Below are 13,090 nucleotides of genomic sequence, written 5' to 3'. Positions count from 1 at the left end.
TGGACGACGCAGGGCTTCCCGCCCGGCGCCCCGTACAAGGGTCCTACCGGGAACGACTTCGTGCCCTTCGGCGTCGGGCTGGTTCAGCTCGAGGACGTCATCCGCGTCGAGGGCCGGCTCACCGAGAACGACCCGGCCAAGCTCGAGTTCGGCATGGAGGTCGAGCTGACGATGGTGCCGTTCACCACCGACGACGACGGCAACGAGGTCGTCACATTCGCCTTCAAGCCCGTCTAGACACAGGAGCATCGAGATGACCAACGACGTGGCGATCATCGGCGTCGGGCTGCACCCGTTCGGCCGATTCCCCAAGACCGCGATGGAGATGGGCGCCGAGGCCATCCAGTCCGCGCTCACCGACGCCGGCCTGGAATGGAAGGACATTCAGTTCGGGTTCGGCGGCAGCTACGAGGTGTCCAACCCCGACGCGGTGACCCGGCTCGTCGGGCTGACGGGCATCACGTTCACCAACGTGTTCAACGCCTGCGCCACCGCCGCGAGCGCGATCCAGCAGACCGCCGACACCATCCGGCTCGGCAAGTACGACATCGGCATCGCGATCGGCCTGGACAAGCATCCGCGCGGTGCGTTCACCGACGATCCGGCCAAACTCGCTCTGCCGCAGTGGTATGCCGAGAACGGTCAATTCGTCACCACGAAGTTCTTCGGGATGAAGGCCAACCACTACATCCACAAGCACGGCATCTCGCAGGCCACGCTGGCCAAGGTGGCGGCCAAGAACTTCCGCAACGGTGCGTTGAACCCGAATGCGTTCCGGCGCAAGGCGATCCCCGAAGCGGAGATCCTGAACTCGACGGTGCTGAACTACCCGCTGACGCAGTACATGTTCTGTGCGCCGGACGAGGGCGCCGCGGCGGTGATCATGTGCCGCGGAGACATCGCGCACCGCTTCACCAAGAAGCCGGTGTACGTGCGCGCCACCGAGATTCGCACCCGGCGCTTCGGCGCCTATGAGGTCCATGCGACGTCGGCGCCGCTGGACGAGGACGCCTCCCCCACCGTCTACGCCGCCAAGGCGGCCTACGAGGCGGCGGGCCTGGGCCCGGAGGATGTCGACGTCGCGCAGCTTCAGGACACCGACGCGGGCGCCGAGGTCATTCACATGGCGGAGACCGGCCTGTGCGCCGACGGAGAGCAGGAGAAGCTGCTCGCCGACGGCGCCACCGAGATCCACGGGTCGATGCCGATCAACACCGACGGCGGGCTGATCGCCAACGGTGAGCCGATCGGGGCTTCGGGACTGCGGCAGGTGCACGAACTCGTCCGGCAGCTGCGCGGTGAGGCGGGCGACCGTCAGGTCCCCGGTGAGCCCAAAGTCGGCCTGGCGCAGGTGTATGGCGCGCCCGGCACCGCGTCGGCGACGATCCTCGCGGTCTGATGCGGTTGGCGATTCGCGACCTGGGTCGCGGACGACGTTCTAAGATCCGGAAATGATCTCCGGTCGCTCGGTCCGTATCGCTTTGCCGGCCCTCGTGGCGGCAACCGTGGTGACCGCCGGCGGCGTGCTGTCGGTCAGCGCGCCGGCGGTGGCGCAGGATCCGCCGCCGCCGGTGCTGCACAACGTCAAGTACTCGGTGTTCTCCGAGCAGCCGTTCTACGTCGACATCTACTACCGCGACGTCGATCCCCCGAACTGGGCCGCCTACAGCCACAACCCGTACGAGTTCAGCCCGAAGGCCGAGGCCCAGATCGGACCGGACCAGCAGTGGAACTTGGACGTCCAGCTCGCCGATCCCGACCGGTGGGCGATGGTCGCGGCGACCAGCGGGACCGGCGAGGCGAAGCCGAACATCCACTGCGTGCTCGCGGTGGACGGCGTGGTGGTCGCCACCCACCAGGGCCCCAAGGGCGCGCTCTGCTCGATCCGGAACTGGTGAGCGCCGTTCTCAGCCGGCCGTGAGCGGTTCGCCCTCCAGGCGACGGATCCACTTCTCGCAGAAGGCGAATGTCTCCGCATGCCCGGTGGTCATGCCGAGCGCCCGTTCGACCACCAGCGCCTGCGACACGCTCGTCGCGAAGACCGTCCACACCACCGGCGGAACCTCCTCGGCGTCGGCCCCATAGCGTTCGAGGACCGACGCGATGGCCTTGTTCTGCTCTTCGCGGAACCGTTCGGCGTAGTAGATGATCTCGGCCCGTAACGCCTTGCGGTGATTGGCCAGGCCCATGAACTCCATCGTGAGCCGGGTGGCCTCGGGCTGGGTGCTGAACCGCCACAGCGCCCACAGCGGCTGAGGCGACGCGAGCGCCTCGGTGAGCGCTTTGAGGCCCAACTCGGCCATGCGGCGGAACACCGCGAGAAACAAGTCCTCCATGGTGCGGAAGTAGTAGTGCACGAGTTGCGGTTTGAGGCCCGCCTTCTCGGCGACCCGCCGCGAAGTGACGGCGGCGTAGCCCTCTTCCAGCAGCAACTGCTCGGCGGCGTCGAGCAGCACACCGCGGTTTTTCGCGTCCGGCGCCCCTATCCGTCGTGCCGACCCAGAAACCTGCGTCATCCGATCACTTCTCTTCCCGCCCTTCCGACACGCCGATCGTAGTGGGGACCCGCTTACCGATCTTGACCACGACCTTAACCCCATGCTAAGCAAGTGCTCAGCATATTAAGTCAAAGATGCAAGCGAGCGGCGCCGTCCGCTCACCATCACGCGGGCCAGCGTCGACCCTGAAGGGCTGAAAACCATGACCACTGATTTCGATTCGGTTGACTACTTCACCGATCCCTCCCTGGTTCCCGACCCGCACCCCTACTACGACCACATCCGGTCGAAGGACCCGGTCTGTTGTCCGATCAACAACGGCGTGCTCGCGGTCACCGGATGGGAGGCGGCCAACAGCGTCTACAAGGACAGCGAGAACTTCTCGTCCTGCGTGGCGGTCATGGGCCCGTTCACCCCGATGCCGTTCACGCCCGAGGGCGACGACATCTGCGAACAACTCGAAAAGCATCGGACCGAGATTCCGATGTTCGAGCACATGGTCACGATGGATCCGCCGCAGCACACCGACGCGCGCTCGATCCTGGCCCGACTGCTGACGCCCAAGCGCCTCAAGGAAAATGAGGACTTCATGTGGCGGTTGGCCGACCGCCATATCGACGAGTTCATCGCCGACGGCACGTGTGAATTCCTCGCCGCGTACGCAAAGCCCTTCTCGCTGTTGGTCGTTGCCGATCTGCTTGGCGTACCCGAGGAAGACCACGACGACTTCCGCGAGGCGTTCGGCGCCGAGCGGCCCGGTACGAACATCGGCAGCCTCGACCACGAGGTGATCGCCACCAACCCGCTCGAGTGGGCCGACGAGAAGTTCGCGCACTACATCGAGGAGCGCCGCGAGAACCCTCGCGACGATGTCCTCACCTCGATCGCCACCGCGAAGTATCCGGACGGCTCCACCCCCGAGGTCGTCGACGTGGTGCGCACCGCGACATTCCTGTTCGCCGCCGGTCAGGAGACGACGGCGAAACTGCTCGGCGCCGCGATGCGGGTGCTGTCCGACCGGCCCGACATCCAGCAGCAGTTGCGCGACGACCGAAGCCTGATCCCGGTGTTCATCGAGGAGTGCCTGCGGATGGACAGCCCGGTCAAGAGCGTGTTCCGGATGGCCCGCAAGACAACAACACTCGGCGACACCCCGGTGCCGGCGGGCACGACTGTGATGGTCAGCCCCGGGGCGGCCAACCGCGATCCCGAGCGGTTCGACAATCCCCACGAGTTCCAGTTGGACCGCAAGAACGTCCGCGAGCACATCGCGTTCAGCCGCGGTATCCATTCCTGCCCTGGTGCACCGCTGGCGCGTGTGGAGGGCCGCGTCTCGATCGAACGACTCCTCGACCGGTTGGGCGACATCACGGTCGACGAGGAGAAGCACGGATCGATCGACGACCGCCGGTACGTCTATGAGCCGACATTCATCCTGCGCGGGCTCACCGAGATCAACATCGAGTTCAAGCCGATCGGCTGAGCGTCACCACGGTCGCCGAAACTGCGGAGCGATCACACGATCCGCAGTTTCGGCGTTCCGTGTGCAGTCTCGGGCAGTCGGCGCGAGACTCTACAGATCCCCGCGCTCCCAGTAGCTGCGCCCGTCCTTGGAGACGCAGGTGAGGAAGAGACCGTCCGGTGCCTGAGCGACCTCGCCGTCCATCGACGGGCACAGATCGTTCTCGAGCTTGACGCCGTGCATCTCCGGCGAGCGGAACCAGCGCGGCTCGTAGCGGCGCGGAGAACCGCAGAACACCAGCCGGCCCCACGACGTCACGCCGAACGCGTAGTACGTCGTGTTGTTGCAGTAGGACCCCAGCACGACGCCCGGCTGGATACCCGGTGTGCAGTTGGGGCTGTTGCATTCGGCGCCCGGCGGCGGCAGCGGCGGCAACGGCGGCTGCGCCTCGGCGGTCGGCGCCGTGAGCATCAACGCGGGGGTAGCCAGGGCAGCAAACACTGCGGCGAGGGAACGCACGGGCACATTGTTCCATACGCGCACAAGGAAATTCTCCCTTTCGGAGAGGGCGGCTACCGACCGCGATAAGCTGCATTCATGCGTGGATTTGGCGTGGCCGCCGGAGCGGTCGCAATCGCTGTGGCCGGAAGTCTGAGCACCGCGACAGCGGCGCACGCCGACGATTTCGCCGACGACTATCAAGTCGCGCTCAACGGCACCTTTCGGGTGATGTCGGACGGGCAATGGGCGAAACGCGGTATGCGACCTGGTGGCGCCGACGTCTTCATCAAGCAGCAGACGGTCGAGCAGACCTGGACGATCAGCACGAGTTGTATCAGCCCGATCGAATGCAGCGGCACCGTGCAGAGTGATCTCGGCTGGACCGCTCCGATCCGGCTCGACGACCTCTGGTACGTCGACCACGATATCCCCAACTGGTTGCCGTGCCCCGACGGCAGCTTCGCACCTGGTCACCAGAAATTCATTCTGGTGGGCTGGGACCCCACCATCAATCAGCGGGTCAACCATAACGCCACCTTCCTGATGGGCCGCGATCAGACCAAGAGCCCGAGCGGTGCGTGCGGCGCCAATCAGCCCCTCGTGATCGAGATGCCTGTCAAGGTCCAGAAAATCTGACGTCCACCCACCTTCACGGAGCTTCCCGACCGGGGCGCTCCCCCGGTCAGGTCGGCATCAGGTCCTTCCACGACTTCGGCTCGTTGCTGGCAAGATTCGTCTGCCGCGGCAGCAAGCCATCGGGTGTCATGTACTGACCCGTCTCCGGATCGTAGTGGGCGACGGCCACCGACGGTCCCCCGGAAGCGTTGCCGCTGTGCGCACTTGGCGCAACGGGGGTCGCCCCACCCGCTGCAGGCGGCGCCGGGATCGGTGTGCCGTTGATCGAGTTGCCGGGCGGCGGAGGCGGTGCCACCGGATCCTGGATCGGTGCCGGCGCAGCAGCGGGTGCCGACGCCGAGCCATGTGGGGTCCCGCCGGCCACCGGCAGCGGTGGCGGCGGCATACCCGGTGGCGTTCCCGCGGGGGCCGCACCGGGAGGCAGCGGAGTGCCCTCCACCGGTGCGTAAAGCCGCTCGGAGAAGTCCACCCGGTCGTCGGGCGGGATCCCCTGGGATATCAAATTCGGGTCGATCGGGTACGCACCGAGGGTGTGCTGACGCAAGGCCAACGGCTGATAGCCCTTGGGGTCGTTGCACAATTCGACGGTCGGCGCCCGTTTACCCGGATGCTCCATGCACGGGTAGTTGCGCGCACCACGCACCGCGATCGGCGAATCCTGCGGCAACTTGCAGTAGAGCCCGTCTGGGGTGTCGATGGACGTGGTGTCCTCCGGCGAGCGCCAACTCGACGGAGGCAGGAACCCGACGGTGCAGGGCGTTGGGTCGCTGATGGTGAGCGCGAAGTCGCCCATCGGGAGGCCGGTGGGGTTGTTCTGCGGAAGCCCGAACGACTGCTGTGCGGCGATGATGCCCGGGAAGATGACCAGCAATTGCTCCAGCGACGGATTGTAGGTGAGCAGAGTCTGGCCCACCGTGGTGAGATTCGCCAGCAGGATCGGCAGCGTCGGCTTGATCTGGTTCAGCAGCGTCGAAACCTCCTGCGCGAAGCCGGGCCCCTGCTGAAGCAGCGTCCGGATCTGCGGATCGTTCTGCCGAAGCTGACCGGTCACTCCCGCAAGGCTTTTCGCCCAGGTGCGGATCTGCTCGGTGGTCTCGGCCTGCGATTCCAGTAGCGGCCCGCTGTCATCGATGAGCCCGCGGGTCTGGTCGGAGACGGTGTTGGCCTCGGCGCTGATCTTGGCCGCAGAGTCGACCAGGGATTGGAAATCGGGGCCGGCCCCGTTGAACGCCTTGAACGACTCGTCGAGCAGGTCGGCGATCCGGTCCGACGGGATGCTTCCGATCAGTCGGTTGAGTCCCTCCAGTACCGGGCCGATCTCTTGCGGAATGATGGTGTCCGCGACAGGAATTCGCGACCCGTTCTGCAAGTAAGGCCCGGAGTCGGTACGCGGCCGCAGGTCGACGTATTGCTCGCCGACGGCGGAGACACTGCGCACTTCGGCCTGTAAATCTGCGGGAACCTTCGGCGATGTGTCGAGCGACAGCGTGGCCTCGGCCCCGTTTTCGGTCAGGGCCACGTCGGTGACCTTGCCGATCTGCACACCGCGGTACGTGACGTTGCCGAAGCGATAGAGGCCACCCGCGGCGGGCAGTTCCATCTTCACCGTCAACCGGCCGACGCCGAGCAAGGTCGGCACCTGCATGTAGACGAACAGCATCACCGTCACACCCACGATCGACGCGATCGTGAAGATGATCAACTGGTTTCGTACGAAGCGCGTCAGCATCAGCCACCCCCTCCCGGGGTCGGTTGGGGTTGCACGGGCGGCGCCGCTGGGACCGGTGGCGTCGGGGCTTCAGCCCCGTACGGACCCGCGAAGACCTCCGATGTGGTGGTCGCCTGCGACAGCCACGGCGCTGCCGGCGGTGGCGGCGCCACCGGCAACAGCGGTTGCGCCACCGGAGGCGGCGCCGCGGGCGCGGGCGTGCCTTCGGCAGGCGGCCCGGTCGGCGGCGGGGCAACCCCGAGCGACATCGGGCTGTAGGAGTAATTGAGGTAGTACGGGTCCCCGGGGGCCGGTATCAATCTCGCGTTCTCGTCGCCCCACCGGGTGCCGAGCAGAAGCGTCCGCTTGAGCCGGGGGTACGTGAGATCGAAGCTCGCATAGAGGTTGATGTAATCCCCGCGGGTGATCCGATCGGCGAAGGTCGGACCGTACGGGAACGCGGTCGCCCACAGCAGTGCGAGATTCAGGTCGGGTCCGATGTCGGCAAGCGCGCCGAGCGCGGGCCCGAGGTTCTCCAGATCCTTGACCAGGTCGTCGCCGGCATCGTTGACCAGGCCGGCCGCGGTGTCCCCGAACTGGCCGAGCTTCTCCAGCGCGGCGGTCAGATTCGGCCGTTCCTTGATAAGGACGTCGAGCGCCGGCGGAATCTCTTTGAGTGCGCGGTCGATCTTGTCCCGCTGACCGGCGAATGTGCCCGCGACGCGGTTGAGTTGCTGGATCGAGGCGATGATGTTGTCGCGCTGGCTGTCGAGCACGCCGACGAAATTGTCGAGCCTGGTCAGCAATTCGCGAATCTGCGGTTCACGTCCGTTCAAGGCGGTGTTGAAGTTGTGGATGACGTCGCCGATCTGCCCGAGTCCGCCGCCGTTGACCACGGTGGCCAACGAGGACAGTGTCCGCTCGGTCGACGGATAGGTCGACGAGTCGCTCAGCGGGATCGTGGCACCGGCTGCGAGCCGGCCCTCCGGCTTTTCGCCCAGCGGCGGATTGAGGGCCAGGTGCATCGAGCCGAGCAGACTTGTCTGCCCGACGGTGGCGACCGCGTTGGCCGGCACCGTCACGTCGGGTTTGACCGAGATCTCGACGTCGGCATGCCAGTTGTCGACCGTCATTTTGCGGACGCTGCCGACGACGACGTCGTCGATCAGCACCGGCGAGTTCGCCTCCAGCGTCGCGACATTCGCTACCTGGACATGGTAGGTAGCGGCGTCCGGGCCGCGGCCGACCGCGCCGGGCAGCGGCAGTGAATTCACACCTTGGAACGAGCAGCCGGTCACCAGTAGCGCCAGGGCGGACCCGGCGACCGACCATCTCTTCACGGTTCGGCGGATCATCGTGGCGGCGCCCCTTCTGCAGGCAACAGGGGTGTGTTCGGCGCGACCGGCGCGGGTGACGGCGGAAGCAGCATGCCCTCCACGGACTTCGGCGGTTCCGGTTGCGCGGGCAGGTTGCTCAACACGTTGGGCGGCCCGGGTATCGGCGCGCCGGGGAAAAGCGCCGGGGACGGGATCGCGGGCGCATCGGGCCCACCGCCGGTGTACAACCCCGGCGGGCCGGGCGGTTGGTTCCAGCCGGGAGGCGGCGGTACATCGCCCACACCGGTGTAGGCCGACACTGTGGGGGGCGGTTCTGGCGGGTCACCCGGGCCGGCGCCCCCTGGCGCGAGTTTCGGATCGGTGATGATCTGCCGGTCCGGGGTGACCGCGGGCCGCAGGTAGGCATTGATCGGCAATGGAACGTTGTTGACGTTGAGCAGTCGCAGCGCCGGGCCGAGGTATTGCGCGCACAGCTTCGCGGTCTCGGGTGCGGTGACGTTCGCGACTGCCCCGACCATGCCGCAGATCATCTGCACCGGGTTGTTGAAGTTGACCAACGCGAATGCACCGGTGACCGATCCGCCGTTGGGATAGAAGATGTTCTGGAAGTTCGCGATCGCGTTCGGTGTGATGTGCAGGACATTCTCGAACGCCAACTTGTGGTCGACCAGGATCTGAGTGAGGCTGCCGAGTCGCTGAATCTGCTCGGATGTCTGGTCCCGGGTGCCGACGACGAAGCGCTGCACCTCTCCGATCGCCGTCGAGAGATTCGACAGCGCCGCATCCAGGTCGGACCTACTGTTGTCGAGGACGCTGGAAAGCGTCGCCAACCGGTTCTCGAACATCACGATCTGCTGCTTGCTGTCGCGCAGCGCTGAGACGAAGGTCTGCAGATTCTTGATGATGTCGACGATGTTCCCGCTGCCTTCGGCGAAAGTCCTTGCCACACCAGATAGTTGGGCCAGCGTCTGGCGCAGCTTGTCGCCGTTGCCGCCCATCGCGTTCGCCGCGCTGTCGATGAACCGCGACACCGAGGTATCCGACACACCGGTCTGCGGTCCCAATTCATCGGAAAGCCGCATCAACTGGGTCTTGACCTCGTCCCACTCCACGGGCACCGCGGTCCGGTCACTGGGGATGACCGCCCCGTTCTTCATCGTCGGCCCGTCGCCGTTGCGGTACGCCGGAGTGAGTTGCACGTAACGTGCCGCCACCAGATTCTGCGCAACGATCACGGCCTTGGCGTCGGCCGGAACCGGCACGCCACGATCGACTTTGAGGGTCATCTTGGTTTGGGTGCCCTCGGGTGTGATCGACTCGATGGTGCCGACCTGGACACCGGACACCCGCACCTCGTCGCCGGGGTAGATGGCGGTCGCGGTCGGAAAGTACGCGGTGATCGTGGTCGGCCCGAAGAACACCTGGCGCACCAGGAAGGCCGCGCCGGCGATCAGACCGATGGCCAGCAGGATCGCTGTGCTGACCACCAGGCGCTTACGGGTTGCCATCATCGGGAAGATCTCCTGGCTGCGGAATTCCGTTGAACGGGAACGGCAATTCGGCCCGCGGGCCGGCCTGGTCCGGCGGTTGGCCTGCATTCATGCCGCGCCGGAACCCGAATGCGTAATCGAGGAACGGCTGCAGAATCTGACCGAAGATCAGGTTGGGCACGAGCGCGTTGTAGTAGGCGCCGTTGGCGACGATCTCGCCCTGCGTGAGGTAGTACTTGGCCGCGCCGGGCAACATCTTGGCGAGGTTGTCTCGGTTCTTCTCCAGCATCGCTATGACCGTGTTCAAGTCCTTCAGCGCCGGCGCGAGTTCCGCCTCGTTGTCGGCCACGATGCCGGTCAGCTCCTGCGACACCGCCGAGGTGGCGCGCAGCAGGCTGGTGATCGCGTAGCGGCGCTCGTTGAGCACGGCGAGCAGATCGTTGGAGTTGAGGATCAGCTCGTTGACCTGCCGACTGCGCTCGGCGAAGATCCCGGTGACGTCGCCGGCGGTCCGAAGGAGTTCGGCCAGGCTTTCGTTGCGGTTGTTCAACGACTTGGACACCCGTGACAGGCCGTCGAACGTCGGACCCAATTGCGGCGCAACCTGATCCAGGGTGGCCGCAAGGGTGTCCAACGACTGGTTGAGAGTCTGGGTGTTCGTGTCGGCGGTGTTGGCGGTCAGCTCGCTGACCGCGTCGGTCAACGAATACGGCGACGACGTTCGCGATGTGGGGATCGGCTTGGTGCGGTCCAGGTTGCCGCTTCCGTCGGACTCCAGCGCCAGCACGCGCTCACCGAGCAACGTCCCGGTGCGGATGTGGGCGGTGGTGTCGGAACCGAGCGCGTACTTCCCGTCGATGGTGAAGCCGACCAGCGCATCGCCGTTCACCAACTCCACCGACGAGACCGAACCCACCTTGATACCGGACACCGTGACGTCGTTACCGGTCGTGATCCCGCCCGCCTCGGTGAACAGCGCCTCGTAGCGCAGCGAGGTCGCCCAGGAGATGAGCCGTTCCGGCTGCAGGCCGATCGTGATGACGAGGACGATGAGGACAACGCCGATGAAACCCGCCCTCATCAGCTGCGCACCGCGGTACTTGAGCATTACTCGTCCACGCACCTTCCCGTTTCTTGGCGGATCCACGGGAACACCACGGTGCGGCCCTCCAGGTCGCTCGCCCGGAACGTGACACCGCAGATGTAGTACGGGAAGAACGCCCCGTACGAGCCGACGCGCGCGAGCTTGCGGTAGATCTCGGGCAGGCGCTGGATCGTCGCGTCGAGGCGATCCAGGTCGTTGTTGACGAACGGGGCCAACCGGGCCAACTGGTCGACCGTGTTGTTCAACGGTGCCCGCCCGCGGCTGAGAAGGTCTGCGAGCGAGGTGGTTCCGTTGTCCAGGGATTCGATCGCGGTGCCGATCGGGTCACGGTCGGCGGACAGTCCCTCGATGAGTTGGCTGAGCCTGTCGATCGCGCCGGTGAATTCGTCACCGTCCTTGGACAGGGTGTCGAGCGTGTCGCGCAGGCTGTCGATCAACTGCTCGACGATCTGATTGTTGTCCGCCAGAGAATTGGTGAACGACGACGACTTCGAAAGCAGTGATTCCAGGGTACCGCCCTGGCCTTGCAGGATCTGGATCAGCGAGTTGGTGAGCCCGTTGACATCCTCTGGATTCAGGCCCTGGATAACGGGTTTGAGGCCGCCGAGCAGCAAGTCGAGGTCGAGCGCGGGTGCGGTGCGGTCGGCCGGTATCTGGGCGCCGGCCGGCAGGATGCGGGCCGAGTCAGGCGTATCGATCAGTTCCAGGTAGCGGTCGCCGACCAGGTTGAGATAGCGGATCGCAGCCTTGGTGCCGGTAGTGAGCTTGGTGTTGCGGTCGGCGTCGAACTTGACCAGGACCTTCCTGTCGGCCTGCAGCGACACGTTCTTCACCGTGCCGACCCTGATACCGGCGATCCGCACGCTGTCGCCCGCCTTCAGCCGCGACGCATCGACGAAGACGGCCGAATATCCGTCTGTCGAACCGGTTCTCGACTCGCTGAAGACCACGAACAAGAATGCGGTCAGCACCATCATGACCACTCCGAAGATGCTGAATTTGATCAGCGTGCCCGTTGAACGCGTCATCCTGGCATCCCAATCTGCGCGGTGTTGCGCGGCGGCCCGGGCAGCGGCCCGAACAGCCAGTTCTTGAGGCCCTCGGAGTTCAGCAGAATGCCCGCGTTGCCGTACTGGTTCGGGTTGGTTCCGACGTCACCGACGATCATCGGCGGCACGAACTCCGGCGGCAGTTCCGGCAGCCCCAATTCCGTGCAGTAGTCACGGCCCCCGCTCTTGGCGGCGACCTTCGGCAAGTCACGCGGATAGCGATAGCGCTCGACGCCGAGCGTCAAACCCGCGTTGACGATGACGCCGGAGTACTGCGGCCCGGACTTCGAGAACGGAACGAGTCCGCCGATTCCGCACCACAACGAGGCCTTGTTCCTGTTGAGCAGTTCGGCGGTCGGCACCAGGAGGTGTGTCACATCGGTCAGGCCCTGCCGATTTCCACCGATCACGTCGTTGCCGATATCGGCCAAACCTATTGCGCTGATCAAGAACTCGTCGAGGTTGTCCTGCTGGTCGACGATCGAATTGCTGACCTCCGTCGTGTTCTCGATTGTCGACAGCAGGTCCTGGGACCCGTCACCGTACGCGGTGAACGCCGGCACCGCCGCCTCGATGTCGTGCGCCAGGTTCGGCAGGCTCGGTTCGATCTTCGCCAGCAGGGCGTTGAAATCCTCCAGCGTCTGACCGAACTTCTCGCCCCGCCCGTTGAAGGCGGACGCGATCGCACCGAGTGTCTGGTTGAGCTTGGCCGGGTCGATCTTGTCGAGGACCTGAACCAGTTGCTGGAACACGGTATTGACCTCGACGGTCACATGCTTGCTTTGGATGACCTGCCCGGCGCGAAGTCGGTCCGCCGACGGGTCCGTCGGCGCGTTCATCTGGACGAACTTCGCGCCGAAGACGGTCGTCGAGGTGATGTCGACGTCGACGTTGCCCGGTATGAGCCGCAGCGCGGACCGATCCATCGCCAGGTGAAGCGCGGCGGTGCCGTCGGGACGCTCCTCGATCTTCTCGACCTGACCAACCTGGACGCCCCGCATCTTCACCTTGGCGTCGGGGTTCATCACCAGGCCCGCGCGATCCGAAATCACCGTCACCGGAACGGTATCGGCCCAGTCCCCGCGGAACAGGCTGATGGCCAGGGCGATGATCAGGCCGATGGCCACGATCAAGCCCAGACCCGTCAGGGGGCGAACGACACTGCTCTTCATCGGCGCGACCTATCCCGACAGGTTGAAGTTGCCGTTGGAACCGTAGATGGACAGTGAGACCAGCAAGGTGACCGATACGACGACCACCAGCGAGGTACGCACCGCGTTGCCCACAGCAACCCCCACACCCGA

13 protein-coding genes and 1 pseudogene are annotated in these 13,090 nt (G+C 65.6%); 5 read left to right on the top strand and 9 right to left on the bottom strand.

Going from position 1 to position 13,090, the window contains the following annotated elements:
- The 3 genes from A5698_RS18495 to A5698_RS18485 all read left to right on the top strand — a co-directional run.
- A partial coding sequence (locus A5698_RS18495) for a Zn-ribbon domain-containing OB-fold protein (protein ID WP_197506825.1) occupies nucleotides 1–237 on the top strand: 237 nt, incomplete at its 5' end.
- A 16-nt stretch (nucleotides 238–253) separates the two neighbouring features.
- The gene (locus A5698_RS18490; protein WP_067083603.1) at nucleotides 254–1,399 is read left to right on the top strand and encodes a thiolase family protein; all 1,146 of its coding nucleotides are present in this window, start codon (nucleotides 254–256) and stop codon (nucleotides 1,397–1,399) included.
- Between the two features lie 52 nt (nucleotides 1,400–1,451).
- On the top strand, nucleotides 1,452–1,898 hold the full coding sequence (locus tag A5698_RS18485) for an Rv2576c family protein (protein ID WP_067083604.1): 447 nt from the start codon (nucleotides 1,452–1,454) through the stop codon (nucleotides 1,896–1,898).
- A 9-nt stretch (nucleotides 1,899–1,907) separates the two neighbouring features.
- Here A5698_RS18485 and A5698_RS18480 read toward each other — a convergent pair whose 3' ends face one another.
- On the bottom strand, nucleotides 1,908–2,516 hold the full coding sequence (locus tag A5698_RS18480) for a TetR/AcrR family transcriptional regulator (protein ID WP_067083606.1): 609 nt from the start codon (nucleotides 2,514–2,516) through the stop codon (nucleotides 1,908–1,910).
- Between the two features lie 184 nt (nucleotides 2,517–2,700).
- Here A5698_RS18480 and A5698_RS18475 point away from each other — a divergent pair, with 184 nt between their 5' ends.
- Nucleotides 2,701–3,981, top strand: coding sequence for a cytochrome P450 (locus A5698_RS18475; RefSeq protein WP_068299869.1), 1,281 nt, complete (start codon nucleotides 2,701–2,703; stop codon nucleotides 3,979–3,981).
- Between the two features lie 90 nt (nucleotides 3,982–4,071).
- On the opposite strand, the gene A5698_RS18470 is transcribed toward A5698_RS18475, so the two are convergent.
- Entirely contained in the window at nucleotides 4,072–4,479 is a 408-nt protein-coding gene (locus A5698_RS18470; RefSeq protein ID WP_064414715.1) for a hypothetical protein, read from the bottom strand.
- A 93-nt stretch (nucleotides 4,480–4,572) separates the two neighbouring features.
- On the opposite strand from A5698_RS18470, the gene A5698_RS18465 reads away from it, so the two are divergent.
- Complete coding sequence (locus A5698_RS18465; RefSeq protein ID WP_231967455.1) at nucleotides 4,573–5,097, top strand: Rv2253/PknI dimerization domain-containing protein; 525 nt, start codon at nucleotides 4,573–4,575, stop codon at nucleotides 5,095–5,097.
- A gap of 46 nt (nucleotides 5,098–5,143) precedes the next feature.
- On the opposite strand, the gene A5698_RS18460 is transcribed toward A5698_RS18465, so the two are convergent.
- The 7 genes and pseudogenes from A5698_RS18460 to A5698_RS28700 form a co-directional block, all read right to left on the bottom strand.
- The gene (locus A5698_RS18460; RefSeq protein WP_067083612.1) at nucleotides 5,144–6,826 is read right to left on the bottom strand and encodes an MCE family protein; all 1,683 of its coding nucleotides are present in this window, start codon (nucleotides 6,824–6,826) and stop codon (nucleotides 5,144–5,146) included.
- Entirely contained in the window at nucleotides 6,826–8,160 is a 1,335-nt protein-coding gene (locus tag A5698_RS18455) for an MCE family protein (protein ID WP_067083614.1), read from the bottom strand. The genes A5698_RS18460 and A5698_RS18455 overlap by 1 nt, the downstream gene beginning before the upstream one ends.
- Complete coding sequence (locus A5698_RS18450; RefSeq protein ID WP_067083615.1) at nucleotides 8,157–9,653, bottom strand: MCE family protein; 1,497 nt, start codon at nucleotides 9,651–9,653, stop codon at nucleotides 8,157–8,159. The genes A5698_RS18455 and A5698_RS18450 overlap by 4 nt, the downstream gene beginning before the upstream one ends.
- Entirely contained in the window at nucleotides 9,637–10,740 is a 1,104-nt protein-coding gene (locus A5698_RS18445) for an MCE family protein (RefSeq protein WP_064414703.1), read from the bottom strand. The genes A5698_RS18450 and A5698_RS18445 overlap by 17 nt, the downstream gene beginning before the upstream one ends.
- Nucleotides 10,740–11,765, bottom strand: coding sequence for an MCE family protein (locus A5698_RS18440; RefSeq protein WP_067083617.1), 1,026 nt, complete (start codon nucleotides 11,763–11,765; stop codon nucleotides 10,740–10,742). Before A5698_RS18440 ends, A5698_RS18445 begins: the two co-directional genes overlap by 1 nt.
- On the bottom strand, nucleotides 11,762–12,958 hold the full coding sequence (locus A5698_RS18435) for an MCE family protein (RefSeq protein WP_067083619.1): 1,197 nt from the start codon (nucleotides 12,956–12,958) through the stop codon (nucleotides 11,762–11,764). Before A5698_RS18435 ends, A5698_RS18440 begins: the two co-directional genes overlap by 4 nt.
- Before the next feature lie 9 nt (nucleotides 12,959–12,967).
- Nucleotides 12,968–13,090 (bottom strand): annotated as a pseudogene (locus A5698_RS28700) (ABC transporter permease); the annotation flags it as partial.

It is taken from the genome of Mycobacterium sp. E136, from assembly GCF_001666865.1.
Taxonomy (GTDB): Bacteria; Actinomycetota; Actinomycetes; order Mycobacteriales; family Mycobacteriaceae; genus Mycobacterium.
Note: the sequence above shows the minus strand (reverse complement) of the source record. Positions and strands in the feature narration are given on the sequence as shown.

Excerpts from the sequence above, each read along its gene's own strand:
- A5698_RS18450 (WP_067083615.1), bottom strand. The coding sequence starts at position 9,653 with ATGATGGCAACCCGTAAGCGCCTGGTGGTCAGCACAGCGATCCTGCTG.
- A5698_RS18485 (WP_067083604.1), top strand. The coding sequence starts at position 1,452 with ATGATCTCCGGTCGCTCGGTCCGTATCGCTTTGCCGGCCCTCGTGGCG.
- A5698_RS18445 (WP_064414703.1), bottom strand. The coding sequence starts at position 10,740 with ATGCTCAAGTACCGCGGTGCGCAGCTGATGAGGGCGGGTTTCATCGGC.
- A5698_RS18455 (WP_067083614.1), bottom strand. The coding sequence starts at position 8,160 with ATGATCCGCCGAACCGTGAAGAGATGGTCGGTCGCCGGGTCCGCCCTG.
- A5698_RS18480 (WP_067083606.1), bottom strand. The coding sequence starts at position 2,516 with ATGACGCAGGTTTCTGGGTCGGCACGACGGATAGGGGCGCCGGACGCG.
- A5698_RS18440 (WP_067083617.1), bottom strand. The coding sequence starts at position 11,765 with ATGACGCGTTCAACGGGCACGCTGATCAAATTCAGCATCTTCGGAGTG.
- A5698_RS18490 (WP_067083603.1), top strand. The coding sequence starts at position 254 with ATGACCAACGACGTGGCGATCATCGGCGTCGGGCTGCACCCGTTCGGC.
- A5698_RS18435 (WP_067083619.1), bottom strand. The coding sequence starts at position 12,958 with ATGAAGAGCAGTGTCGTTCGCCCCCTGACGGGTCTGGGCTTGATCGTG.
- A5698_RS18460 (WP_067083612.1), bottom strand. The coding sequence starts at position 6,826 with ATGCTGACGCGCTTCGTACGAAACCAGTTGATCATCTTCACGATCGCG.
- A5698_RS18475 (WP_068299869.1), top strand. The coding sequence starts at position 2,701 with ATGACCACTGATTTCGATTCGGTTGACTACTTCACCGATCCCTCCCTG.